This is a genomic window from Candidatus Dormiibacterota bacterium (assembly GCA_035532835.1).
Classification (GTDB): Bacteria; Vulcanimicrobiota; Vulcanimicrobiia; order Vulcanimicrobiales; family Vulcanimicrobiaceae; genus DAHUXY01.
In genome coordinates, this window is record DATKQG010000029.1 from 1 (window position 1) to 25,350 (window position 25,350).

Sequence of the window (25,350 nt, forward strand, 5' to 3'; positions counted from 1 at the left end):
GATACGTCCGAACCGTGCTGCTGGATCCGTCGACGCATCTCTTCGCCGGCAGCCAAGACGCGGACGAAGAGTATTTCTCGCTGCCGATCGACGAACGCCGGAAACGTACCGCACCGTTCGTAGACCGGCGAGCGTACACCAACTGGAACGCGGGCCTTGCCGGAGCGTTCGCATGGGCCGCACTAGCGCTCGACGACGACACCCTCACCGCGCACGGCGCCGCCACGCTCGATGCCTTGCACGAACGCATGAGCGACCCCGAAGGCTTGCTCTATCACGTCCTGGCCCCCGGGGAGGCACCGCGCGTGCGCGGATTGCTGGGCGACCAAGTCGCCTACGTGCGCGCGCTCCTGGACATGCACGAAGCGACCGGAGAGGCACGCTTTCTCGAGCGCGCGGCCGCGCACGCCGGCCGAATCGTCGAACGCTTCAGCGCGCCCGACGGCGGCGTCTACGATCACGCCGGCATCGAGGCGACGCTCGGCCGGCTCGACGTGCCCGACCGCCCCGTCGTGGATAACGGCCTCTTTGCCGAAGCCATGCTGCGCTTAGCCGCGATGACCGGAGAGCAGCGCTTCCGCGCCGCCGCGGAGCGAACCCTGGCCCTCTACGCTCGCACCTTCGCGGCCGCCGGGTCGTTTGCGTCAACGTATATCCGGGCGCTCCAACGCTATCTTGCCCCCGAAGTCACCATCAAGGCGACGGGTCGTCTGCCCGATACGGGTGACTTCCGCGAAGCGGCGCGGCGCCTTCCAACCCCCTTCGTGAGCGTGCGAACCCTGGACGCCGCGAGTGCCCGCGAGGCGGGCGTGCCCGCCTCCCCATGCCCGGCCGCATACGTCTGCGTCGGGACCCTATGCGGAGCTCCGATCCAATCCGCCGCCGATCTTCGCAACGCCTACGATTTGCTCGCCCCAAGCGAAACACCCGGAGCCGTCCCGCCGTAGTGAACGGCGGAGGATCACCATGACACCGTACTCGCAGATGCTTGCCCGAGAATTACGTCCCGAAGCCCAGGCCACGTTCGTGTATGAATACCAGCGCTACGCCAAGGACCCGACGATTGCGCTGATGCTGACCATCCTGCTTGGCCTGGTCGGCGGCGAATCGTACTATTTCGGCGACTACAAGCGCGGCATTCTCATGACGCTCGCGCTGCTTAGCGGCGTCGGTGTCCTGATCACGATCCCGCTGTGGATCGTACGCTGCTTCACCATCCAGAACGACTGCGATGCGTATAACGATTATCTCGCATACTCGCTCGCGCTCCGCTATTGGCCCGCGTCGGTTGAAGCACCGGTCTCGCCGCAGCCGCCGGCGCGCCCGCAACGCCCGAACATCAGCGGCGTTCCGATGCGCGTAAACGGTCAATAACGAATCGACGGGACTTTCGGTTCGGGCGTCGGCGGCGGGTATCTCGCACTTTTTAGTCAGAAGCACCGGCCGGCGCAGGGCGTCAGTCACCACATTGGATTCCCTAACCTAGTTCGAATGTTAGGTGCTTTCGACGGCCGTCCATCATGTTCGTTCTGGCGCGCGATGAGTCGAAGCCTAATTGCCGTTAGGAATCGTAGCCAGAGTCCGGGCATCGCCGACCCGAATAATTTGCAGACACATCCGCGCAGGCTCCTAACTTAAGAGTAGTGCTTAGCAATGACTTGCTCGATGAAGGTGCGGCCAATGTCTTCTAGCTTGCCATCCGATATCTGTCCGGAACCATAGCGAACGACAAAGGCCTCGTTTCTTGCCTCATATCCGAGCTCGACAAGATCTGGTACATTTGGCGCGCTTATTTGCTCTAACCTAGCGTAGTTGAAAGATCCAGCAGGCTCCTCCCTGGCGACAAATACTGTCACGCCACATTGCCGCGCTCTGAGTTGCACGCTTGGCGACCCAAAGAAAAACAAATAACGCGCACTACGGGGTGTTCCATTTATTGCTCCCTGCACAAAATCAATCCGGAAAAGCCAGGTGCGCTTTGCGGATTCACCTTTCATCAACGAAAGATATTTCTGAAACTCGAGCATACCAAAATCGTTGAAATAGACATGCCCCAACGGCGCGGCCCTATTAATCATCTCTGTCGTTTGCCTAAAATAGCTCCTCAAGAGCTCCATGGCACTCTTCCAAACCTCGTATCCATTTTCCGTGCGGACAAGTTCATCCGCAGAGAAACGGGCAGCAACTAATCGCGTCCAATCTCCCCGTTGCTGTTGCTCAGCGACTGCCGTCTCGTACTCTTCAATGCTTTCTTGTTCACACTCGAGCACTAGTTCACCGAACGCGGTCAAACTTGTCGACTGAGCTTCTTCGAGCGCGTCATAATAACGAAGCCGATCTTCGCGCGTAATTATTGCAATAGGGAATCCATATCGCATCAGAATTAAATTGAGAAGAAGCCTGGCGGACCGTCCATTGCCATCGACGAATGGATGAATCGTAACAAACCACGTGTGAGCGACCAGCGCAAACATCAATCCGTCCGCCGAAAGGAGGCGATCGCCAGGTAGAGACGCGACATTTAGCCATTGTGAAAACGCCGCCATTTCCTGGGATATGCGTATCGGATCTGGTGGCCTGTGTTGTGACCCTGATATTTCAACCGGGACTGTGCGATATCTTCCTGCATTTTCGTCATTGATGTTCTTGAGTATGAGCATATGCAACTGGCGGATATCGCTTTCCGTGATCCCTCGCGTATCCGATGTCGCGAGGTCTTCGAGCAAATCGAGAGCCGCAGACAAATTCTTAGCCTCAGCTTGGTCGCGCAGCGGCTTACCCGTAATCGTTAAACCTTGCTCAACAACCAAACGCGTCTCACCAACATCGAGAGTATTGCCTTCTATCGCGTTTGAATTGTAGATGTTTTTAATACGAAAATATCTATAAATTTGCTTTAGGGCTTCTGCATCTAACGCCCCCTTGGCTCGGAGATCTCGCACTCGAGCCGCTATCAGACTCGCTTGCTCAGCAAATTGCGCGGTGACGCAATAAGGAGTACCTTCGATTTCGATGTAATCTGGCAAGGACACGTCCATTCACGGCTCCTGTTCCTACATGTCACGCCCTGCAATGTATCCACCTATGCTGGACTTCGTGCGAGGCTCTCGTCTGGTTAAACGTCTTGGCTGTTGACTGAAGTGATGACCTGCAAATTCGGTTCGTACACCGCAAAGTCGTAAAATTCACGAGCGAACTCAGAAGGGGAGCGAGTGGGAGGAAATACCCATTCAGCGCGCTTCTAATCCTCGACGTCGAAGACGTCTACCCGCCTAAACGAGCTAGCAGCATAGGAACTAAAAGGGAAATTGCTCGCTACTCGTCCTACAACCCAGGGGTTGGCTTATCGTCCCAGACCGCGCAGTACATCGCCGGGCGTGGCTAGGCTCGCTCTGGAGCCCCGAATCACTTCGTCGCGCGTTAATTCGTTGGGCGGATGAAAGCGTTCCAATACCAGCAGCCCCAGAGGCCGGCGGCGCACGAATAGGCGATCAGCGCGTAGCCCCAGCGCGGGATGCGTTCGCGCGCGACGAGGAGCATGAGCGCTACGAGAAACGGTTCGAAATCCAATGCGTGACGCATGCCGAATTGCGCGAAGCCGTTGACGTAGTACACGAAGTTCGGTGCCGCGCATAGTACGACGAGGACCCAAAGCGCCGCAACCCAGCGCAGCGGCTTGCGCGCAAAAAATGCGAGAAGTAATGCGGGGCTCGTCCACGTGAGCGCGACGCCGCCCAGTTCCGGGCGTAGCCATGGAAAGACCGGCAGTACGGTGGGAGCCTGGACAAAAAACGACGCGAGCTCATAGGGAAAGTACAGCAAGCGGAACGGTGACCCGGTCGGCATGCCGGCCTGATCTTGGTGATACCATGCGGTGTAGCCGATATCGCTCCACGTTCCCCAGCGCGCGTAGTTGTACCATACGAATAACGCCGCGAACGGCACGAGCGCAGCGCCGAAGGTCAGCAGCGCCGAGCGCGCGCGAGCCGAAAGCGCGAAGAGTCCGTCACCGTCGGTCGCCAGCAAATAGGCGTAGATGGGTAATGCCAGCACGAACGTGAAGCGCGATCCGAGCGCGCAGACGGCCCAGAGCGCGACGAGCCAGCCACGTTTTTTACCGGCGAGTTCGCACAAGGCGAGCATCGTAAAGCAGACCGCGCTCACGTGGGCGATAAACCATACGTCGCCGAGCATCGCGCACCACAGCACGTCGGTCCCGGCCAACAAGAACGCGCAGATCCAGAGATTGCGCGCGCGAGGTACGCCCCAGCGTTCTCCTAACTCGTAGGTTGCGCCGATCGCGATCGCGGCGAGCGCGCAGGCCAGCAGCGTTTGGTTCGTGGCCGCGCCGAAGACGGCCACGAACGGCAATAGGAGCAGGGCCGGCAACGGTGCCTCGATGACGTAGTGGGCGCCGTTGTAGGCGAGCGCATCGATATAGGCGCCGGGCCAATCGATCCAGACGTGTCCGTGGAGAAAGGCTTGCGCGAGCAGGACGTAGTTGTTGTAGGGCGTGTTTCGCCCGTGCGCGACGATCAGTGTAACCAGAAAAGCGACGACGCCGATGGCGAGCGACGGCTTGACGCGTTTCATGCAGCGTTTAGAACGTCGGCAGCGCTACGGGCGCGATCGGCTGCGCAAGCCGAAACGTGGCCGCCGGTAGGCTGGGCGGAAACCGGTACGCGCCCCACGCGATCCGTTCGCGCGCGGGCTTGCCGTTTACCGATCCGGAGACGGCGATGCTCGTGGGCACCCAATATCCACCGGCCGGCCCGTACGCAATCTGGCCGCTGGCGCTTGCGGACGCCCCGACCGTATGGAAACGAATCACCCGCGGGAGATACCGCTCGCCGTCGATGATGATGCGATCCACGACGAAGCCGCTCGCACCGTGAATGATCGGCGAGGTCTCGAATTCGTAATCGAAATGCTTGCCGTTACGCACGGTGCGCAAGAAGAGAAAATCGTAGGTGCTGACGCGGGGAGCGAGGCGCACGAGCGCGTAGCGGTCGACGCGTTGCGATATGTGGACGATTTTGCGCTTGAGGCCGACGCCGTCGACCGAGAGCGTTTCGTCGCGCACTTTGAGCCCGCTGCGATAGATCGTGTGGCGCTGTTCGATATTGGTCGGGCCCGCCTGCGAAACGACATAGGAGAAAATCATCGCTTTCGGCGTTTTGAGATCGGCCATTTCCAACTCGTAGCGCTGTAGCACCATTTGCGAATCGAACGGTAGAGGTGCCGCTCCCAGCGCGAACAGGGCCAACAGGATCGCAGCGGCTACCCGCATCATGCGAAGACGGCCTCTCGAATGGCGCGCACGGCGGCCTCGGCTCCGTCGGGGTTCTTGCCGCCGCCCTGCGCCTGCGCCGCCTGTCCGCCGCCTTTTCCATCGATGAGCGGCGCCACGAGCTTCACCAGGTTCCCCGCATGCGCGCCCGCTTTAACCTGATCGTCGCTCGCGGTCACCATGACGCTTACGGTGCCGTTGTCGATGCCGACGAGTGCGATGACGCCGCTGGGCATCCGCGTCCGAATCGCATTTGAGAGATGACGCAGCGCCTCACCGTTGGCTTCGCGAACGACCGCGCCGACAAAGGATCGGTCGCCGTTACGTTCCGCACTTTCGAGATACGTTTGGGCGTCGGCAGACGCCAGGCGTGCCTTGAGCTGGCCGACCGCCGTCTGCAAATCTTTGATTTCGCGCTGGAGATGGTTGACGCGATCGCCCAGGTCGTCCGGCGTCGATGCGAGGGACGCCGCCAGATCGCCGACCAACGATTGTTGATGTTCGACGTAGGCTTCGGAAGCGCGCGAAACGCACGATTCGATGCGACGCACGCCGCTGCCGATCGACGATTCGCTCAGAATGAGAAAGAATCCGAGCTCTCCGGTTGAGTGCGAGTGCGTGCCGCCGCAGAACTCGACCGACGGGCCGGCTTGAACGACGCGTACCTTCTCGCCGTACTTCTCGCCGTGCATCCAGATGGCGCCGGTGGTTTTCGCTTCTTCGATCGGCAATTCGCGCGTCACCAGCGAGGCGTCGTCGCGAATCATCTCGTTGACGCGCCGCGCGACGGCGTGCCGTTGCTCGCGCGAGAGCGATCCGGCCGGCCAACGAAAATCGAAGCGCATGCGATCGATGCCCACCCACGACCCGGCTTGAACCACATCGTCGCCAAGCACGTCGCGCAGCGCCCGCTGCAAGAGGTGGGCCGAGGTGTGATGGCGCCGAATCTCTTCGCGCCACCATTCAAAGACCGCCGTTTGGACTCGCTCTCCGACGTTGAATTCTCCGCCTTTGACGACGCCGTGGTGCGCGACCGCTTCGCCCAAATACTGCGTGTCGGTAACCTCGAAAACGGCGCCGTCGAAGGTAATGCGTCCGCGGTCGCCGATTTGGCCACCGCGTTCGGCGTAAAACGACGTGCGATCGAGCACGATAACGCCGCGTTCGCCTACGGCGAGCGCCTGCACGGGCTTGTCTTCCCGGAGAATCGCGACGATATTCCCATCGCTCTCCAATCCTTCGTACCCGGCGAACGCCGTTTTGATCGCCGGAACTTCCGCGATGGCGACGACCGAACGCTTCGAGGCCGCGTCTTTGCGCGCGCGATCGCGTTGTTCGCGCATCGCTTTTTCGAACGCCGCGGTATCGACCGCGACGCCGCCGTCGCCGGCGATTTCGCGCGTCAGCTCGATCGGGAAGCCGAACGTGTCATGCAGCACGAACGCATCTTCGCCGGAGATGAGACGCTTGCGATCTTCGTTGGCATCGGCGATCAATCGATCGAGCATCGCCATGCCGCGCTCGAGCGTGCGATCGAAGGTCTGTTCCTCGGTGCGCAGCGCTTGCTGGATGCGCGTGACGTTGCCGCGCAGCTCTGGGTAGCCCGGCGCCAACGATTGCACGACTGCGGGAACCAGCTCCGTGAGAAAACCGTTGGGATAGCCGAGCAGCCGACCGTTCCGAATCGCGCGGCGGATCAGGAAGCGCAGCACGTAGCCGCGATCGGTATTGGACGGATAGACGCCGTCGTTGATGAGGAACGTTACCGCGCGCGCATGGTCGGCAATGATATTCTGCCGCACGCGCTGCTCGGCCGCGGCAAGGGACGTCTGCCCGACGGGCGGTTGGGCCACGATGAGATCGGTGAAGAGATCGGTCTCGTACATCGAGGCCTGCCCGTTGCACGCCGCCAGCATCCGCTCTAATCCCGCGCCCGTATCGATGGACTTACGCGGCAACTCCGAGAGCTTACCGTCGGAGGAGCGGTTGTACTGCTGAAAGACGACGTTCCAAATCTCGACGTATCGGTTGCCCAAGTTCGGCCCCGTGTCGTCGGGGCCGCTCGCGTACGCTGCGCCGGAATCGTAGAAAATCTCGGTGCATGGGCCGCAGGGGCCGGTCGGGCCCATCGTCCAGAAATTGTCTTCGTCAAAGCGCGTGATGCGTGCCGGGTCCAAGCCCACTTCGGTGCGCCAGATCTGCTCGGCTTCATCGTCGGTGGTGTGCACGGTAACGTAGAGCCGCGCCGGATCGAGGCGCAGCACCTTGGTGACGAACTCCCAGGCCCAGGCGATCGCTTCGCGCTTGTAATAATCGCCGAAGCTGAAATTGCCCAGCATATCCAGGAACGTACCGTGGCGGCCGGTCCGGCCGACGTTCTCGATATCGCTCTTGGCACCGGCCACCCGCAGGCAACGCTGCACGGTCACCGCGCGCGGCGCGGGAGCGGGCTCGTCGCCTAAGAAGACCGGCACGAACTGCTCCATCCCGGCGATGGTAAACAGCGTGGTGGACATGGCATCGGGGATCAGGCTGGCCGAAGGCAGATGCTTGTGCCCCTTGGCCGTAAAGAAGTCGATCCAGGCCTGGCGTAAATCTTGGCTTTTCATAGTCGTCAACGCTGGATTGTAGCAGAGAACGCCGCCGGGTTCCTACAACCGATCCGTTATTTAAAGAGGGCGCGCCATACGGCGCACCCTCTTATCGGCATTCGCTCCCGACCGAATTATGGGGTAATAGCCATGGAGTCCGGGCCTGCGATCGTAGCGTCGTTGAGCGTTGCCACCGGAACGCTCGCGTTGGTGAACGGAGGCGAATAGACGGTAATGCTACCGGTGCCCGTACTAAGGACGCAGGTTGGGCAGTTCGCGACGTAGAGGTTTCCGGCCCCGTCGATTGCCAAGTTCTGCGGAAAACTCACGCCGGTCGTAAACGAAGCGAGGAGCGTCCCTGAGGCGGAGTACTCGTTGATGTAATCGGCGCCGCCGACTCCGCCGCAATAGTTGCAAGCGGCCATAAAGACATCGCCGGCAGCATCGGTTGCGAGCGCGTTCGGATACGTCCCCGGGCTTCCGGCAGAGAAAATATCCGAAGACGAGAAATATCCCGGAGCGAGAAGCTTCCGCACGACCGTCGTGTTACTAGCGAACGCGGCATACAGGTTGTTCAATGGATCGAATACGAGCGATTCCGGTCCGGCCGCATTTACAGTCGGTGCGTACAAGTTCGCATTGTTCGCAGCGGCGAACGGCGGTTTGTACTCATAGACTGGGCCGTACGTCCCCACCCAAAGATTACCGCTCCCGTCAAAGAGTACTTGCTCGACGTCGACGATCGCGCTGCCGCTGGTGGAACGCGTCAGTAGAACCGGGGTCGTCGTCGTATACGGTGAGGGAAAGATCGCGACGTCCGATGCAGCCAAATCGCCAACGTAGAGCGTGCCGTTCGCATCGAATGCAAGCGACCAGGGCTTATTGAGACCCGACGTGCTCGGGATCGACGTGATGAACGATCCGGCCGGCGAATACTCATAGACCGCACTGGTGCCGGCGGGGTGTCCGCCAACGCTCGGGTCGGCAACGAACACGTCCCCGGAGGGATTGAGCCCCAGCGTCCATCCGTAGGCAAACTTACCGCCGTTAAAGGCCGCGATGCTTGGCGATACGCCGGTGGTGACCGGGAGTTTGTATCCGGTAACGTCCGGGCCGCCGGCGTTCAGAACGTAGAGCGTTTGAATGTCGTTCTTGACCGCGAATGTGGTCGTACAGACGGCGCCCGCTTGCGAGCAAGTGGCATCGCTATACGCAGCGGTGACGGCGAGGATGGCCGTCGAGCCGTTGGTGCCCGGTGGTGTGATCGGGATCGCATTGGGCGTCGTGGCCGCGGGCGCCGTAGCACTGTACCCGCTCCCCGAAACTACCGAAGCGCTGAACGTCGGAGAACCCGGGCCGATGATGTAGTTTCCGTCGGCATCCACAGCAGTGGCGAAAATCTTCTGCGGCGCCGCACCGTAGAACGTGAAGCCCGTACCGGCCGAGCCGCGGATCGCGTACGAACCCGTTACGGCAATCGAATGCGGTACTCCCGAGAGCGTAAGGTTGATGGTGTTATTCGTCCCCGCAACGACGGTAAACGGAATCGTTTGAGCCGAGGAGAGCACGTTCGCGCTCGCGTCTTCCAGCGTGAGCGTCGTGGTGTACGAGCCCGGCGCGAGGGCGATGCTCAATTGGCAGAGCGTGCTTGTGAGCGTGCTCGAACATCCGGTCGAGGTCGGCGTTAGACCGACGGTCTGTGGGTATCCGGTGATCGAAGAGCCGCCTTGTTGGATATTGATGGCCATTTGGGTGGTTGCGGGCGAGACGTATTGCGGACGGGCACCGCTTTTCTTCGGAATGGTGATCCGCAAGGTTGCCAGGGCCCCGGATGCGTTCGGCACACCGGTGTGCGTGGCGAGCGCGGGGAGCGCGCCCTTGGACCCGCCTCCCGCACAGCCGGCGACACCTGCGCCAAAGAGCGAGAGCAATGTAACGATGGCTAATTGACGCATGTGTCTGCGATCCATGATGTTACTGAACTCCGAAGCCGGTTGAGGTGTACGTCAGGGTTACGTTTTTTGATTGCCCGCTCGTGAAATCCGTAAGCGTAAGCGCACAGCTTCCGGCTGCCGGCGTTGTTGCGACGGTTGTCGTGAAGGACGTTCCGCTTGCGGGTGACGTGGTCGCGATGCTGCTGCAACCGGCCGCTTCGGTTGCGGTGATGGCTTTATTGTATGGAGCATTGGTCCAACCGACTTCGCTCGCCGTAAAGGTCGCGCTCGAACCGGTGCCGCTGGTCGCGTAAAGATCGATCTCCGGCAAGCTGCTCACGAGCGGCCCGGAGTAGACAATCGCGGAGAGCGCCGGCGTAAATGTTGCCGTACCGTTGGTCGCGCCGGTTGCGCTAGCGGTGAGCGTCGCCGGAGCGATCGCCAGGCCCGTGTAATTCAGCGAAGCGGTATCGCTCGAGCTGACGAGCGTTCCCGCCGGCGGCCTATCGCTCCCGGCCGTCGCTACCGTGGTCGCACCGCTCGCATCGCTATCGGCAAGTGCTACCGGGTTCGCATAGGTGCCGAGAATCGTGGACCCATCGGCGTCTTTTACGGTAACCGTAAAGTTTGTTGCCGCACCGAAAGCGGTTCCAGCCGTACCCGTGGGGACCCCCGTAATCGCAAACGATGCCGGAACGCCGTCGAGCGTCACCGTATTCGAATTCGCGGCTCCGGTGGCGATCGTGTACGTCGGAGATGCCGTTGAAATCACGTTGCCGGAGCCCGCAGTATTATCGAAGGTCGTCAGCGAGAAATTGTCGAGTCCAGGCGGCACGGAAGGCCCGGGCACCGTGCAAGGACATGAAGCCGGGGTTATATTCGTGGTAACGCTCGTAACCAACCCCGACGGAGGCGTTGCGCCGTTGACGGTGTTGAGCACGATCGCTACGGATTTGATATTTGCCGTTACATACTTCGGCGAGACCGGCCTCGAAGAGGCGGCGGATGACGAGGACGCGTTCGACATCACGAACACGAAACTCGTGTTCACAAGGTTCGCGGCCGGCGTTATCGGATTCGTGGACGCAGGCGAACCGACGCCGCCGCCTCCCGAGCACGAGGCTAGCGCGAGCGCACAAAGCAACGCGATATGACGGATATTCATAAAAAAGATGATCCTTTCCAGCAACTGCGGGCGTATCCCAAGGACAATGTAGCGGAGCGCTCTCAACGAATCGTCAAATGCTTCCAGGGAGGGGTGGGCCGAGGCGAAACGGGGAAAACTCCACGCGTGTGGTCGCTGCGGACGCTCGGTGCTTTTGCCCTCGCGCTTGATGGCCGCGAGCTTTCATCGCCTCCCACGCAGAAGGCCCGCGCCTTGCTCGCCTACATCGCGTGGCATCGTGGCGCGGATCACGCGCGCGAGCGCATCATCGAGCTGTTCTGGCCCGAGTGCGAACCGGAGCGGGGGCGATCGAGCCTCAATACGGCGCTCTGGTCCATCCGGAGGTGCATCCGCGATGCGGGCATCGACCCCGAAACGGTCATCACGGCGAATAAGACGCGCATCTCCTGGTTGCCCGAAATCGAAGTAGATATTCGCACCTTCGAATCGCTCGCTAGCGACGCTTCCGCCGGAGCGTTGACGACGCTGGGCCTCTATCGCGGAGATTTTCTCGAAGGCGATTACGGCGAATGGAGCGTCGCGCAGCGCGAACATGCGGCCTCCACCTACGAACGCCTGCTAGATCATGCGGTGCTCTTGGAATCCGACATTCCGAGCGCGCGTCGCCTCATGGATCGCGGGAGCTTCGAGGAAGCTCCCTACGCGTTGGTCATCGCGGCGGAGGTGGTGGCGGGCCATCTCTCGGCAGCCGCGGCGACCATCCGCCGCTATCGCGATACGCTCGCCGGCATCAACGCCGTACCATCCGCGGAGTTCGAGGCGCGATTCGCGGGTATCCGCGCTACCTCGCACGACCCGATCGAACTCACGATGTCGTTTGCCGGACGCGTGCGCGAACTCGCCGCGATGGTCGCCGCGTTTCGCCGCGTCGGCACCGGTGCGGGCGCGATCGTCGTGTTGCAGGGTGCCGCGGGAAGCGGAAAAACCGAGTTGCTTCGCCAAGCCGAACGCGCGGCAAACGACGCATCGATACGAACGATCGTGGTTGCAGCGATTCCCGATGATGCACGCGCATTCGGCCCTTGGGCGTCCGTCTACGAACACGGGACCGGAGCGTCGTTCTCCGATTTCGCCGCATCCGGTGGTGATGCAACCGCGTTGGCTCTGGCGCTCGAAGAACGGCTCGGTCCGGCTGCGTTTTTCGTGGACGACGCCCACTATCTCAGTGGCGATGCACTCGAGGTGCTCGGGATATTGGCGCAGCGCGCCGTACGAAGCACGTCACTACTGATCGTCGCGATGCGTCCGGACGGCCCGCGCGGCCGCACGGCTCGATTTCCCTCTCATCAGCGCATCGTGCTCGAGCCGCTTACGCACGACGACGTACGCGCGGCGCTCGGCCGCGTGGCGCCCGAACACGTTGCGATGGTATCGGAATTCCTCTACCAGCGTTCGGGCGGCCATCCTTTTTTTGCGGCCAAACTGCTCGAATCGCTCGTCCAGTCCGGAGCGTTACAACGCGAACGCGGGCTCTGGTCGCCCAGCACAACTTTGAGCGAAAGCATCCAAACGCCGCCATCGATTCGCGCCTTTATCGAGGAGCGCTTGTTTGCTAAGGGCGACGCACCCGCCATCGTTGCATGCGCGTTGGCGCTCGAACCGAGCGCCACATCCGAACATCTCATCGCCGTGTGCGGATTGGGCGAAAGCCCAACGCTCGATGCGATCGACGATCTCCTGGGGCTCGACCTGATCGAGCAGCCCCATCAAGGAGCGGAATTCCGCTTTCGGCACGATCTCATCTGCGAAGCCGCGGCCCGGACCCTCAATAGCGGGCGACGCGTGCGCCTGCATCGCGCCTTCGCAGAACTCTTCGCCGGCGACGAGCATCGCGAATCCCAAGTACGCCGAGCGCGGCATCTTCGCGCTAGCGGCCGTCTCCTGGAGGCCGCGCAATCCTTCGCTCAAGCCGCGTACTCCGTCATGGAAATGAGCGCATGGCGCGATGCCCTTGACTGGGTGAATGCCGGAGCGGAGGCATTGCAGCAACTTACGCCGACCGATGCAACCAATCGTCTCCTCTGCGATTTGCACGAGATCGCGACCCGTGCATGCGAAGAAGCCGCCATGCCCGGTGAATCGTTCAGGCACGCGAACGAGCGCGTGTCTTATGCGCGCGAGGTCCACGACGGGGCGCTCATCTGCCGCGCGCTGATACGGCGCGCGACGGTCACCATGGAGACTTCGCCGCCCGAGCACGCTCTCGGCGATATTCGCGAGGCCTTAGAGCTTGCAAATGCGCTCGAGGACGACCACCTTCGAGCGCTCGCATTCATTCGGCACTCGATATGCCGGCAGTTCTGCGGTAACGGTGAAGAGGCGGTAGAATCGGCGCGCAAGGCGCTGCTGGCCGCACGGCGCGCGACGAGCGCGCGCTGGATCATGCCGGCAATGGAGCGGCTCATGACCGTCCTATGCATCTGGCACGGTCACGGAGAAGCGACGGCCCTTGCGGAACCGATGCTGGAGCTTGCGCGCCAAGCCGCCCCGCGTAGCGAGGCTATCGTGCGCATCAGGCGCGCGAGCTTGTGGTATCTCATGGAACGTTGGCAAGACGCGCAGAGCGAGTTGCAGATCGTCTCCGGCATTCTCAACGCAACGCAGACGCGGATCCGCATGCCCGAACTCATTGGACTCAACATTTCCCTTCTACGCTTCCTCCATGAAGCGCAACGAGCCACGCTCGCACTCGCAGAACGCGCGTGGAATGTCGCGCTTGCTGCGGCGGAGGACTTGCTCGCAAACCCGGCCGGTAGGGCGCACAATCGAAGTGGAACCGCCGAACTCTACGCTATAGAGGCTCTGCTGGGGCGCGACCAGCCCGGCGACGCGCAGCGGGCCTACACGCTGGCCAAGACGCTGCCGGCAGAGCCTTCGCCGCCGGGTTTGGTCGGCATGAGCCTCACGGCCGAATCCGCGCATGCGCGTATCGCCGTTCGTTTGAGGCACGAGGACGCCCCGCTTCTTTTGCGCAAAGCCTTCTATGCGCTAACGCTGCAAGCGCAGCGTATGCCGATGGATGTGGACCTTGCGCTCGCGAACCTTGCCGATGCCGCCGCCGAACTCGGCATGACGGCGTTCGAAGCGGAATTGCGAGAAAACGCACGCATGTTTCGTTCGTTGCGCCTTACATTCGCCAGTTCGCAACATTCCAAAAATCCGAGTTCAGCGTCTCCGGCTTAAATCCGCGCAAACGCGTATCGACGGCATAGATCGTGCTCTGCCACGCAATCGGGATGTAAGGAATATCCCGATTCAGGCGCCGGATGATACGGCCGTAAACAACGGTGCGTACGGGTCTGCTACTCGTTCGCAACGCCGCATCCGACCAACGATCGATATCGGCATCTCGGTAGCGCGCGAAGTTGTCCCCGAGCGGCGGCACATAGCGACCGGTGATGAACTCGGTGAGGTCGGGGTCGGCGTCAAACCCTTGTCCGAGCAGGGCTACATCGTAGCGTCCTTTTGAAAGCAGCCCGTCGCCGTACAGCATATTGCCGGAGACGAAGCGGACGGAGACGCTCGCACCCAAGTTTCGCCACGCGTCTTGAATCAACAGCGCCGTAGCCCGCATCGCCGAAGATTGAACGGTTACGAGCCCGATCGCGAGCGTTTGCCCGTTCTTGCTTCGCATCCCGCCAGATCCGCGGCGCCAGCCTGCTGCGTCCAGTAGCTCGTTCGCGCGCGCAACATCGTACGCGGGTGCGGCGTTCTCGGACGTGTAGGCCCAGCTCATCGGCGAAATCAACGAGTCGGCAGCACGCGCCGTCCCCAGCGACACGACGTGCGCGATCCGGTGCCGGTCTAAGCCAAGCGCCAAAGCCGTACGAATCCGGCGATCGTCGAGCGGGGAGCGTATGAGGTTGAAGGCCAGATAGATGGCGGCTCTGGTCGGGGCCGTGAGGATGCGGACGGTGCTATCGTGGCGCACGGCCGGGATGAGCGAAGGGGGAATGGTCGCGACGTCGATTTCATGCGTTCGCAACAGACTCAATAGCGTACTATCGTCCGGCACCTCGAGGAGTTCCAGGTGCTTGATGTGCGGGCTGCCCTCAAAGTAAGCTGGGTTCGCTTTCAGGTCTACACGGGAGCCGCGAGCCCATGACACGAGTTCGTACGGCCCCGTCCCGATTGGATGCACGTTGAAATCGTCGCGATTGATATCGCGCGAATGCTGCAGCAGATGCTTAGGTACGATCGCGCCGTTCTCGCCGATGCAGAATAACCGCGCTACCGCAGCCGCGTAAGGGCGCCGGAGATGCACCCGCACGGTATAGCGATCGGGAGTCTGCAGCGAAGATACGAGCCCGTATATCGCCCGGTTCGGCCCGTCGATATGCGGATCGCGCAGCAAATCGAACGTAAAAGCAACGTCGGCCGATGTGAACGGCGCCCCGTCTTGCCAGCGCACTCCGCGCCGAAGATGGTAGGTAATGGTGCGTCCGTCGGGGCTGATCCCGCCGTTCCGAACCGAGGGCACCGTGCTAGCGAGATCCGGGAGCACATCGCCGCGAGGGTCGATTTTTACCAGCCCGTCGAAGATCGCTTCATCGACCGAGTTCGCCTCATACGTGAAGACCAGGAGGGGGTCGAGCGTCGTCAAGGGCCCGCGAATCGCGACGCGGGCGGTATCCGTGCCGGGCACCGTGGCCCCACAACTAGAGAGCGCGAGCGTTATTGCCGCAGCTATGGAGATGCGCCGGACACGTTCAAACCATCGATTCACCGGTTTGACGATTCGTTGAGGATCGCTTGGTACATTTGCTGCAATGGAAAGCCGTGCTTCCGTCTTCGTCCTAAAGTTCTTTCGGACGCCTACGGGTGAGCTCTGCGCGCGCGTGACGGATGCGCAAAGCCTGGAAATCCAAGCCGTAAACGACGCAGCCGCGCTCTGGCGGCTTCTACACGATCCGTTACCTAAACCGTCGCCGCCCGGCCGGCCCGATCCCTAGCCGGGCATTACTCCTCGAGGATGCCGCGCAGTTTGTCCAGTGCTTTAGCCTGCAAGCGCGAGACGTGCATCTGGGAGACGTTGAGACGCTTGGCGATCTCGGTCTGCGAGACCGATTCGTAGAAGCGCAGGTAGATGATCACGCGCTCGCGCCCGCTCAGGATCGCAAACGCCTGTTCGAGGTTGGCGCGATCCTCCAGCAACGTCAGCGATGCGTCGTTCTCGCCGACGGTATCCGCCAGCGTCTGCCCTTTGCGATCGCCCTCGCCGGAGACTTCACTATCGAGCGAGAGAAGATTGTAGGCCTGCCCTAGTTCTTGCGCTTCGAGAATCTCTTCTTCGCTGGCATCGAGATGATGCGCGAGTTCGGCTACGGTCGGGCTGCGTCCCAAAGACATCGCGAGCTTCTCGCTCGCGCGATTCACCGAGAGGTTCAGCTCTTGCAAACGGCGAGGCACCTTGACGGCCCAGCCTTTATCGCGAAAATAGCGTTTGATTTCGCCCACGATCGTGGGCGTGGCGTACGTCGTGAATTCGACGCCGCGGTCCAGATCGAAGCGATCGATAGCCTTGAGCAGGCCGACGGTCCCGACTTGGATCAAATCGTCCAGCGGTTCGCCGCGATTGGCGAACTTGAGCGCGAGAAAGCGCACGAGATTGAGATGGGCCACGACCAAATCGTTGCGCAGCAGCTCGAATTCGGCGTCGTGCTCCTCGACCTGTTCTTCGCGCCGCGCCCGAACCCGGGCAAAGTCCGCGAAAAGGGAGCGCGTCCGTTCTCGCTCGGAGCGAACGTCGGTTTCTCGGTCGGTCACTTTAGCCCGGACGTCTCTTGAACATGGAAAGATCCGTCCCGCTCTCGGCGTGGACGTCGTACGATACCTCGTCCATGAGCGAACGAATCAGGAACACGCCGAGGCCGCCCACGCGCGCTTCCTCCAAATTTCTCGATACGATATGTTCGGGCCGCGTACCCTGCCCGAAGTCGCGCACGTTGATGCGCAAGCCTTCGGGTAGCGTCTCGCAGCGAATGTCGATGAACGGGCTGCCCTGCGCGTGTTGAATCGCGTTGGTGCAGGCTTCGGCAACCGCTAATTTCACGTCTTCGATTTCGTCGATTGAGAAATGCAGGCGGCTAGCAACGGTCGCGACGGCGAGGCGCGCGAGCGCTACCCATTCCGCTCTGGACGGAATGCGCAGCTCGACGATGTTGCTGTACGTCTCCTCCGAAATTGGCTGGTTCACACCAGTGCCTTCATTGCGGCGTCTTCGCTTTCGAAGATTCCGAAAATCTTGACCAGCCCGGTAATGTCGAAGATCTTCTTGATTTGCGGGTTCGTGCAGACGAGGTTCACCGACCCGCCGTGCTCGCGCACGCGCTTGAGCCCACCGATCAAGACGCCCAAACCGGTGGAATCGATATACCGCACGTTCTCGAGATTGATAACCAAATGATAGACGCCGCGATCGATAAGATCGCCGATGGCATCTTTGACTTTTGGCGAGGTATAGACGTCGATCTCGCCGCTGAGCTCCACGACGCTACAGTCGTCGGCTTCGCGAACGTTGACTTTGATATCCAACGGGTGCTCCTATCCCTCGGCCTTGTGTTGCAATTCGTCGCGCAGATGATCGGCCGCGGTGACGCCATCGTCGACGGCTGCATTGAAATTGGTGCGCGCGTTCTCCACGACTTGGCGTCCGCGCTCGTACAGATCCGACGCATTGGACTGAAATTGCGTCGTTACGTCGGTAACTTTGCTGCGCAGGTCCCCGGTCGCGTCCGCGGCGATATTGGTCGCCTCACGAGCCTTCCCCACCAGAAGGTCGCGCGTATCTTCCTGGGTCAGCAAAAGCGCAACCGCTCCGCCGATGATACCGCCGATGAGAAATCCGGCGAAAAAACCGCTCCCGCCGCGATGCTCGTTATCCATCGTGTTCGTACTCCCTAGACTAGGATTCGTGTGATGATCTTTTGCCCGAAACAAGCCGTCGCAAACCTGCACTCACCCCGGTAATCGTCGCTCCGACATTGACGATCGCCGGCGATAGCGCGTCTTTGGCCAGCTGGGCCGTCTGGGATAGCGAGGAAGCCACGCCCTCCAGCGAGCCTACCACGCCGGTAAGGCGCGCTAAGGTGCGATCCGCAGTATCGGCGATGCCGCCGACGTGCTCGAGCGCATCGCCGATCGGCTTGCCGATCCCGGCCATCTGGCGATCGACTTCATCAAGCGTCAGGTTGACGCGGCCAAGCGTCTTGGACAGCGAGAGCATAGCGACGAAAATGCCGACCCCCATCAATAAAACGCCGACCCCAACGCCGACGTCCAGCACGATACTCCAATCCATCGCGACGACTCAACCTTTCTCTCGGTAGAAGGCGCGCCTTCCGGCCCCCTATGCTATTCCCTCCAACGCATCAAATCATGCAAGGGAGGCAGCGCTTCGCAATTGGGCGATGATCCGGGGCAATGCGGCCACCACGCGCTCGATCTGTTCGGAGGTTGTACCCGCCCCCAGCGAAAAGCGGATCACGCCTCGCTGCCACCGTTCGCCGGCCCGCAGCGCCGCGATCACGTGGCTCGGCTCGAGCGCGCCGGACGTGCAAGCACTTCCCGCCGAGACCGCGATGCCGGCCATGTCCAACGCCATCAGCAGCGGTTCGGAATCGACGTCGGCAAAAGAGACGTTCGCGCTGTTGGGGAGGCGTTGCCCGCCCGCTCCGTTGATGCGTGCGTCAGGAATCGCTGCGAGAATGCCGCCTTCAAGGCGGTCCCGCAAGGCGCCTACCCTGGCGGCTTTCTCTTCGCGTTCGCTCACCGCCAGCTCCAGCGCGCGCGCCAGGCCCACGATGCCCGCAACGTTCTCGGTGCCGGAGCGCCGGCCACCCTCTTGCCCGCCCCCGTGCACCAAGGCCGGGAGTGCCACCCCGTCGCGCACGTAGAGCACGCCCACACCCTTGGGGCCGTGAAATTTATGCGCCGAGAGCGAGAGCAGGTCGACTTCCAACTCGCGAACGTCGATGGGTAACCAGCCGGCGGCTTGCACCGCGTCGGTATGAAAGATCGTCCCCCGCTCTCGCGCGAGCCGCGCAAGCGCCCTTATCGGCGCCACGGCCCCGATCTCGTTATTGGCATACATCACGCTGGCGAGGCTGGTCCGCGGGGTGAGCGCGGCGGCGAAGGCCGCGGGGTCGATCTGCCCGTCGCCGTCGACCGCAAGCAGTTCCGGCGCAAAGCCCTCGTCGGCTAAGGCATCCAGGGCATGCAACACGGCGTGGTGCTCGATGGCGGTCGAGAGCAGGTGCGTGCCGCGCTCGCGGTTCGCGCGGGCGGCGCCGAAGATCGCCTGATTGTCCGCCTCGGAGCCGCTCCCGGTGAAGACGATTTCGCGGCGCGAAGCCCCCAAGCTCGCCGCGACCCGGTCGCGAGCATCGTCGAGGGCCGCGCGAGCGCGGCGGCCTTCGCGATGCAGCGAACTCGGGTTGTGGCCCACGTCGCTAAAATACGGCAACATCGCGTCGAGCACTTCGGCCCGCACGGGTGTGGTAGCGGCGTAATCGAGATAAATACGGTCCTGAGTCATCGAACGTTCACAGATTTTTCCAAGCGTACGTCGCTACTATAACACTCGTGCGAAGCTCCATTGCACAGAACTCCGAGAAGTAGCAACGGGACGGCGGTTCGAGTTTTACTCGGGCCGCCTTTTTTTAAGCCACTCGGCGATGCGCGATTCCGCACCGCGTTCGCCCGGCTGATAGTACGCGCGATCGCGTAGATTCTCCGGTAGATTGGCTTGCGTCACGTCGTAATCGTCGTGCGCGTAGTGGTATCCCGCACCGTACCCCAGTTGCTTCATGAGGTTGGTCGGCGCGTTGCGAAGGTGGAGTGGAACCGGATCGTTGCGCGTTTCGCGCACGTCGCCCATCGCTCCCGAATACGCTCGGCCGACGCTATTGCTTTTCGGCGCGGTGGCGAGAAAAAGCGTGGCATGCGCGAGCGGATAAAAACCCTCGGGCATACCGACGAAATGCACGGCTTGTTGCGCCGCGATCGCCACCTGTATGCCGCGCGAATCCGCCAGCCCCACGTCCTCCGACGCGAGAATCACGAGACGCCGCGCGATGAACAACGCATCCTCGCCGCCATCGATCATTCGCGCGAGCCAATAGATGGCCGCGTCCGGATCGCTCGCGCGAATGCTTTTGATGAATGCGCTGATCACGTCGTAGTGCGCTTCGCCGCCCTTGTCGTACGTCGAACCGCGCCGCTGCATCGCCTCCTGCACCATCGCTTTGGTGACGACGCGCTCCCCGTGCTCCTCCGGCGCGGCGTGCGCCGCAAATTCCAACGCGTTGAGCGCGGTGCGAGCGTCGCCGTTCGCATAACCGATGAGCGACGCGCGCGCGTCGTCCTCCAGGCGGACGTGCAGATCGGCGATCCCGCGTTCGCGGTCGCGGAGCGCGCGATCGACCAAGACCGCGATGTCCTCATCGAGCAGTTGCTGCAGGACGAAGACGCGAGCGCGGGAGAGCAGCGCCGAATTCACCTCGAACGACGGGTTCTCCGTGGTCGCGCCGATCAAGACGATCGTGCCGTCCTCAACGTACGGCAAGACGGCGTCCTGCTGCCCTTTATTGAAGCGGTGAATTTCGTCGATGAACAACACCGTGAGACGCCCCACGCGCCGGCGCGTCTGCGCTTCGGCCACGACGCGGCGCAGGTCGGCGACGCCGGCGCTCACCGCCGAAAGTTTTTCAAAATGCGCGCCCGTGGTTCGCGCGACGATTTCGGCCAGCGTCGTCTTGCCGGTTCCGGGCGGGCCCCACAGGATCATCGAAGGAACGCGATCGCTCTCGATCGCGCGCCGCAACGCGCGCCCTTCCCCAACGATATCCGTCTGCCCGACGTACTCGTCGAGCGAACGCGGGCGCATTCGCGCGGCAAGCGGCATCGCCTGTGGCCCGGGGTCGAAGAGTGAGGTGTCCATCGCCGTTATGGCGACGCGGTCGCCGCCGGTGCGGGAGCTTTGGGCTTTTTCTCGAGCGGGTTCGGAATGTGAATCGGACGCGGCGTTGCGATCGACGGATGCACGGCGCTCGGGAACTGCATCGTTACGTCGCCTTCCGCATGCGCGTCGCCGGAGAGCGTGTTGTATTTCACATGCGAGGCTTCCATGCTGCGAGCGCCTTGCACGATGTGGACGTGGCCTTCGAGAAATAGATCGTGCGTGTCGTCATTCAACGTACCCTTATCCGCATCGACCACGGTGTCGTTCTGCACGTAGTGGACGCTGCCGGTCGCCGTGTAGATTTTCCTGTTGATATTGACCTTGTCGGCGGTAAGCGTCGCGGGCCCGCCCGAACTCGAGGACGGCGCGCTCGCAACGCCGTTGAAGCTTCCGTTCACGTCGTGCATGACGACGTGGCCGTAGAGCGTCGCAACCTTCGATTTGAAGTTTCCGCTCGCGCGGTCGGCGGAAATATCGCCCCCGACGCGCGTCATCACCAGCTTGTTGGGCGCGCTAAAATCGCCGCTATGAAAGTTCATATCGGCCGATGTGGTATGCACGGTCCAAACGCCGACCGTAAAGGCCGTACCGCCCGGCGTGGCGATCGGGCCCGGCGTCGGCTTGGGCGCCGCAATGGCGAGCGCGGTGCCCAGGGACACGGCTGCGACGAGGGCGACGAACGAGCGAATCATGATTGCGAGCGCACCTTTACCGTATGACGTTCGACCGGGCCTAACAGTTCCGAGAGCCGTTCGATCGAAACGGCACCCTCGCGCAAAAGCCGCGCGACCGGTCCGGTGAGATCGACGATGGAGGATTCGAGATCGTAGCGGGTCGGCCCGTTCTCGATCAGAAGATCCGCCGCCGGCAGCGTCGGTTGCGCATCGCTTCCGCGATACGGGCTGCCCCCGCTCGGGTTGGCGCTCGAGACCGCCAGGGGGCCGCACCGGTCGAGAATGGCCTGCGCGATCGGCTCGTCCGGCACGCGGAAGCCGATGGTCGCCAATCCCGCGGTCAGCTCGTTACTGATAAACGACGGCTTCTTCACGATCAGCGTGACCGGCCCGGGCAATAGACGCTTGGCCGCGAGAATGGCCAGCGGATTCTCGCGCGCGAATTCCAAAAATTCCACCGGCGTCGCTACGTGGAGGGTGAGCGGTTTGTGGTCGGGGCGTCCCTTGGCGCCGTAAATACGATCGATCGCATCCGAACGGTACGGGTCGCAGCCGATGCCGTAACTGGTGTCGTTCGGAAAGATGACCGTTCCGCCGCGCATGATGACGCGCGCGGCTTCTTCAACGACCTCCTCGATGCGCTCGGAACGCGCATCGAGTACCGCTTCGATCTGCACGTTAGACGTGCAAGCGCATGCCGGTGCCCAGCGCGACGCACGAGAGCGGATCGTCGGCAACGATCGCAGGCACGCCGGTCACTTCCGACAAGAGCCTATCCAGCCCGCGTAAGAGCGCTCCGCCCCCGGTGAGGATCACGCCGCGATCGATGATGTCGGCGGCAAGTTCCGGCGGCGTTTTCTCGAGCACGGCTTTGACCGCTTCGACGATCGAACCGACGGGCTCGGAGAGCGCTTCGCGAATCTCTTCGCTGGTGATTTTGACGGTCTTCGGCAAGCCGTTGATGAGATCGCGTCCGCGAATCTCCATCGCCAACTCTTGCTCCAGCTTGTAGGCGGAGCCGACTTTGATTTTAATCTCTTCGGCCGTGCGTTCGCCGATCTGCAAGTTGTAGACGCGGCGAATGTAGCGCACGATCGCTTCGTCGAGTTTGTTGCCCGCGACGCGAATCGATTGCGAAACGACGATGCCGCCGAGCGAGATCACGGCCACGTCGGTCGTACCGCCGCCGATGTCGACGACCATGCTACCGGAGGGATCGTCGATCGGGAGGCCCGCGCCGATCGCCGCGGCCATCGGTTCTTCGACGATCTCGACGGTGCGCGCGCCGGCGAGCTTGGCCGCATCTTTCACGGCGCGTTCTTCCACGCTGGTGATTTCGGCCGGAACGCAAATGACGACGTTCGGCTTGGGCTTTAACAGCGCAGACCACCACGAGCGATCCTTCATCACTTTCTTGATGAAGTACGAGAGCATCGCTTCGGTAACTTCGAAATCGGCGATCACGCCGTCGCGAAGCGGCCGAATCGCTTGAATGTGCGCGGGCGTCTTACCCAGCATGAGACGCGCTTCCTCGCCGACGGCGAGAACGCGACCGGTATTCATATCTTTCGCGACCACCGATGGCTCGCGAAGAACGATGCCCTTACCTTTGACGTGCACGAGCACGTTGGCTGTGCCAAGATCGATACCGATGTCCAAGACGAACTCCCGTGGTGTTGATGAGTGAAGCGTACGTAGGTTGTGGCTCAGCTCGCGGCGGAGCTGACGCGCGGATACTCGCGCGTTTCCAATAGGCCGGCCGGTTCGACCAGCGGCGTTACGCCGCTGCTGCGCTGAACCTGCGCGCCTAAATCCGAGAGCAATTCTTCCAGCCGCTCGTAGCCGCGGTCGATATACTCCAGGCCGATGATCTCGGTCTCGCCGATTGCAGCGAGGCCGGCGATAACGAGCGCGGCGCCGGCCCGAATATCCGGTGCCTCGACCGGCGCGCCGGAAAGCTGCGCCACGCCCTTGATAACGGCGGTATTGCTTTCCATCGAGACGCGCACGTCGGCCCCCATACGCAACAATTCGTTGGCGTACGAAAAGCGCGCGTTGAAGATCGACTCCTCAACGACGCTCGTGCCCGGCGCCGTGCACAGAAACGAGACCATCTGCGGTTGGAGATCGGTCGGAAACGCGGGATACGGGGCGGTAAGAATTTCGGTGCCGCCCGAGATCGTCGAACCGTCGACGCGAATCCAATCCTCGCCGAACGTCACGTCGACGCCACACTCTTGCAGCTTCGCAAGAAACGACTCGACGTGATCGGGGCGACAGCCGGTAACCGTTACGTCTCCGCGCGTGATCGCGCCGGAGAGCAGCAGCGTTCCGGTAACGATGCGATCGGGAATGATCGTGTATTCGCCGCCGTGTAATTCGGTGACGCCGTCGATCACCAGGATGTCGGTTCCGAGCCCGGCGATCTTCGCGCCCATCGCGTTGAGGAATTCGCCGAGATCGATGACTTCGGGTTCCATCGCAACGTTGCGAATCGTCGTAACGCCTTCGGCCGTGACGGCCGCCAACATCGCGTTCTTCGTCGCGCCGACGCTGGGCATGCGAAACTCGATCGGCGCTCCCTGCAAACGCTTGCGCGTGCTCTCCGCGATCAGGTAGCCGTGCGCGTTGCGCACCTCGCAGCCGAGCGCGACGAATGCCTGCTCGTGCATGTCGGTTGCGCGCGTGCCGAGGACGCATCCGCCTGGAAGCGGGACTTCGGCGCGGCCGAAACGTCCGAGCAACGGCCCGACGATATCGAACGACGCCGCGAGTTTGCGAACGAGCGCGTAGGGCGCGCGATACGAATCCACGTTGCTGGCGTCGATGGTGACGGTGTTATCGCCTTCGTACCGCAGGCGCGCGCCGAGCGCCTCCAACAGCGACCACATGACCGAGACGTCGGTAATGCGCGGTACGCGATGGAGCGTCACGGTTCCACGGGCTAGCAATGCGGCAGCCATGATCGGCAACGCGGCGTTTTTTGCGCCATGCGTTGCAATCGAACCCTCTAGCCTAGCGCCACCGCGAACCCGTAGCGTCGTCTCTAATCGATCGAGCATTATTGAAGTGGTAGGTTTCGCCAATTGCGCGAAAACGCCCCGCTTGAGGGCGTTTTCGGATCGAACGAAGCGGGCGCTCGCGCAGCTTGTCTTAGTGGTGCCCCGTGAGGCGTAGCTTCGCGCTCGCCATATCGATGGCGGCCTGGTCGCGCAGCGCGGTCGCGAGATCCGGCGCGGCCTTCTGGCGCTCCTGGGCCTGAGCGAGCTCTTGCTGCGCCTTGGCAACGTCGACGTCCTCAAAGGCGAACGCCTCGTCGACGAGGACGGTCACGCGGTCGGGTAGCGCCTGCATGAAGCCCTCGGCGGTGGCAAGCTCCAATCGCGCGGTCGCGCCGTCGCGGCGCACGTTGGCACGCAGGACGCCCGGTTTGAGCGCGGCCAGGAACGGCGCATGTTGGGGCAGGATGCCCTCCTCGCCTTCCGTCGTGGTCGCGATAATCAGATCGGCGTCGCCTTCGAAGACCACCTTCGTCGGCGTGATGAGCTTGAAAGGGACGGTGCTTGCCATCGGCTAGACCGTCGCGCCGAGCTTCTCGGCGGCGGCTTTGACTTCGTCGATCCCACCCTTGTAGAAGAACGCCTGCTCCGGGAGATTGTCGACCTTGCCGTCCAGGATCTCCTTGAACGATGCGATCGTGTCCGAGAGCTTGAC

At 62.1% G+C, this 25,350-nt stretch carries 23 protein-coding genes; 4 read left to right on the forward strand and 19 right to left on the reverse strand.

Annotated elements, in window-relative coordinates; genetic code table 11:
• Both VMW12_03905 and VMW12_03910 read left to right on the forward strand, forming a co-directional pair.
• On the forward strand, nucleotides 1–947 hold a 947-nt coding region (locus tag VMW12_03905; GenBank protein HUZ48872.1), incomplete at its 5' end, for a hypothetical protein.
• Nucleotides 948–966: 19 nt separating this feature from the next.
• On the forward strand, nucleotides 967–1,374 hold the full coding sequence (locus VMW12_03910) for a hypothetical protein (GenBank protein ID HUZ48873.1): 408 nt from the start codon (nucleotides 967–969) through the stop codon (nucleotides 1,372–1,374).
• A 260-nt stretch (nucleotides 1,375–1,634) separates the two neighbouring features.
• Here VMW12_03910 and VMW12_03915 read toward each other — a convergent pair whose 3' ends face one another.
• From VMW12_03915 to VMW12_03940, 6 genes are all read right to left on the reverse strand, one after another.
• Entirely contained in the window at nucleotides 1,635–3,026 is a 1,392-nt protein-coding gene (locus tag VMW12_03915) for a Fic family protein (GenBank protein ID HUZ48874.1), read from the reverse strand.
• Between the two features lie 394 nt (nucleotides 3,027–3,420).
• Complete coding sequence (locus VMW12_03920) at nucleotides 3,421–4,593, reverse strand: hypothetical protein (protein ID HUZ48875.1); 1,173 nt, start codon at nucleotides 4,591–4,593, stop codon at nucleotides 3,421–3,423.
• A 7-nt stretch (nucleotides 4,594–4,600) separates the two neighbouring features.
• Nucleotides 4,601–5,293 (reverse strand): hypothetical protein, encoded by a 693-nt coding sequence (locus VMW12_03925; protein ID HUZ48876.1) that lies wholly within the window; start codon nucleotides 5,291–5,293, stop codon nucleotides 4,601–4,603.
• Complete coding sequence (gene alaS / locus VMW12_03930; protein ID HUZ48877.1) at nucleotides 5,290–7,899, reverse strand: alanine--tRNA ligase; 2,610 nt, start codon at nucleotides 7,897–7,899, stop codon at nucleotides 5,290–5,292. The genes VMW12_03925 and alaS overlap by 4 nt, the downstream gene beginning before the upstream one ends.
• Nucleotides 7,900–8,015: 116 nt before the next feature.
• Nucleotides 8,016–9,851: a hypothetical protein gene (locus VMW12_03935; GenBank protein ID HUZ48878.1), complete on the reverse strand. Its 1,836-nt coding sequence runs from the start codon at nucleotides 9,849–9,851 to the stop codon at nucleotides 8,016–8,018.
• A gap of 4 nt (nucleotides 9,852–9,855) precedes the next feature.
• Nucleotides 9,856–10,650 carry a hypothetical protein gene (locus VMW12_03940; protein ID HUZ48879.1) on the reverse strand — a complete coding sequence of 265 codons (795 nt, stop codon included), beginning with the start codon at nucleotides 10,648–10,650 and terminating at the stop codon, nucleotides 9,856–9,858.
• A gap of 46 nt (nucleotides 10,651–10,696) precedes the next feature.
• Here VMW12_03940 and VMW12_03945 point away from each other — a divergent pair, with 46 nt between their 5' ends.
• Both VMW12_03945 and VMW12_03950 read left to right on the forward strand, forming a co-directional pair.
• The gene (locus tag VMW12_03945; GenBank protein ID HUZ48880.1) at nucleotides 10,697–10,969 is read left to right on the forward strand and encodes a hypothetical protein; all 273 of its coding nucleotides are present in this window, start codon (nucleotides 10,697–10,699) and stop codon (nucleotides 10,967–10,969) included.
• A gap of 137 nt (nucleotides 10,970–11,106) precedes the next feature.
• Nucleotides 11,107–14,184 carry an AAA family ATPase gene (locus VMW12_03950; GenBank protein ID HUZ48881.1) on the forward strand — a complete coding sequence of 1,026 codons (3,078 nt, stop codon included), beginning with the start codon at nucleotides 11,107–11,109 and terminating at the stop codon, nucleotides 14,182–14,184.
• On the opposite strand, the gene VMW12_03955 is transcribed toward VMW12_03950, so the two are convergent.
• The 13 genes from VMW12_03955 to atpC all read right to left on the reverse strand — a co-directional run bounded on the left by VMW12_03955 (nucleotide 14,129) and on the right by atpC (nucleotide 25,206).
• The gene (locus VMW12_03955; protein HUZ48882.1) at nucleotides 14,129–15,727 is read right to left on the reverse strand and encodes a peptide ABC transporter substrate-binding protein; all 1,599 of its coding nucleotides are present in this window, start codon (nucleotides 15,725–15,727) and stop codon (nucleotides 14,129–14,131) included. The two genes, VMW12_03950 and VMW12_03955, sit on opposite strands and share 56 nt — an antisense overlap.
• Before the next feature lie 233 nt (nucleotides 15,728–15,960).
• Nucleotides 15,961–16,767 (reverse strand): SigB/SigF/SigG family RNA polymerase sigma factor, encoded by an 807-nt coding sequence (locus tag VMW12_03960; GenBank protein ID HUZ48883.1) that lies wholly within the window; start codon nucleotides 16,765–16,767, stop codon nucleotides 15,961–15,963.
• A gap of 1 nt (nucleotide 16,768) precedes the next feature.
• Nucleotides 16,769–17,197, reverse strand: coding sequence for an ATP-binding protein (locus VMW12_03965; protein HUZ48884.1), 429 nt, complete (start codon nucleotides 17,195–17,197; stop codon nucleotides 16,769–16,771).
• Nucleotides 17,194–17,535: an STAS domain-containing protein gene (locus VMW12_03970; protein ID HUZ48885.1), complete on the reverse strand. Its 342-nt coding sequence runs from the start codon at nucleotides 17,533–17,535 to the stop codon at nucleotides 17,194–17,196. Before VMW12_03970 ends, VMW12_03965 begins: the two co-directional genes overlap by 4 nt.
• Nucleotides 17,536–17,544: 9 nt before the next feature.
• A complete protein-coding gene (locus tag VMW12_03975; protein ID HUZ48886.1) occupies nucleotides 17,545–17,886 on the reverse strand; it encodes a hypothetical protein in 342 nt (113 codons plus the stop codon).
• Nucleotides 17,887–17,905: 19 nt separating this feature from the next.
• Nucleotides 17,906–18,301, reverse strand: a complete 396-nt coding sequence (locus tag VMW12_03980; protein HUZ48887.1) for a DUF948 domain-containing protein — start codon at nucleotides 18,299–18,301, stop codon at nucleotides 17,906–17,908.
• Nucleotides 18,302–18,376: 75 nt separating this feature from the next.
• Nucleotides 18,377–19,537: an aminotransferase class V-fold PLP-dependent enzyme gene (locus tag VMW12_03985; protein HUZ48888.1), complete on the reverse strand. Its 1,161-nt coding sequence runs from the start codon at nucleotides 19,535–19,537 to the stop codon at nucleotides 18,377–18,379.
• 105 nt (nucleotides 19,538–19,642) lie between these two features.
• Nucleotides 19,643–20,941: a replication-associated recombination protein A gene (locus tag VMW12_03990; protein HUZ48889.1), complete on the reverse strand. Its 1,299-nt coding sequence runs from the start codon at nucleotides 20,939–20,941 to the stop codon at nucleotides 19,643–19,645.
• A 5-nt stretch (nucleotides 20,942–20,946) separates the two neighbouring features.
• Complete coding sequence (lptC, locus tag VMW12_03995) at nucleotides 20,947–21,654, reverse strand: LPS export ABC transporter periplasmic protein LptC (protein ID HUZ48890.1); 708 nt, start codon at nucleotides 21,652–21,654, stop codon at nucleotides 20,947–20,949.
• A complete protein-coding gene (locus VMW12_04000; protein HUZ48891.1) occupies nucleotides 21,651–22,313 on the reverse strand; it encodes an L-threonylcarbamoyladenylate synthase in 663 nt (220 codons plus the stop codon). The genes lptC and VMW12_04000 overlap by 4 nt, the downstream gene beginning before the upstream one ends.
• 1 nt (nucleotide 22,314) lies before the next feature.
• Nucleotides 22,315–23,295, reverse strand: a complete 981-nt coding sequence (locus tag VMW12_04005; protein ID HUZ48892.1) for a rod shape-determining protein — start codon at nucleotides 23,293–23,295, stop codon at nucleotides 22,315–22,317.
• Between the two features lie 47 nt (nucleotides 23,296–23,342).
• On the reverse strand, nucleotides 23,343–24,698 hold the full coding sequence (gene murA, locus VMW12_04010) for a UDP-N-acetylglucosamine 1-carboxyvinyltransferase (protein ID HUZ48893.1): 1,356 nt from the start codon (nucleotides 24,696–24,698) through the stop codon (nucleotides 23,343–23,345).
• A gap of 91 nt (nucleotides 24,699–24,789) precedes the next feature.
• Nucleotides 24,790–25,206, reverse strand: coding sequence for an ATP synthase F1 subunit epsilon (gene atpC / locus VMW12_04015; protein ID HUZ48894.1), 417 nt, complete (start codon nucleotides 25,204–25,206; stop codon nucleotides 24,790–24,792).
• Nucleotides 25,207–25,350: the final 144 nt, after the last annotated feature.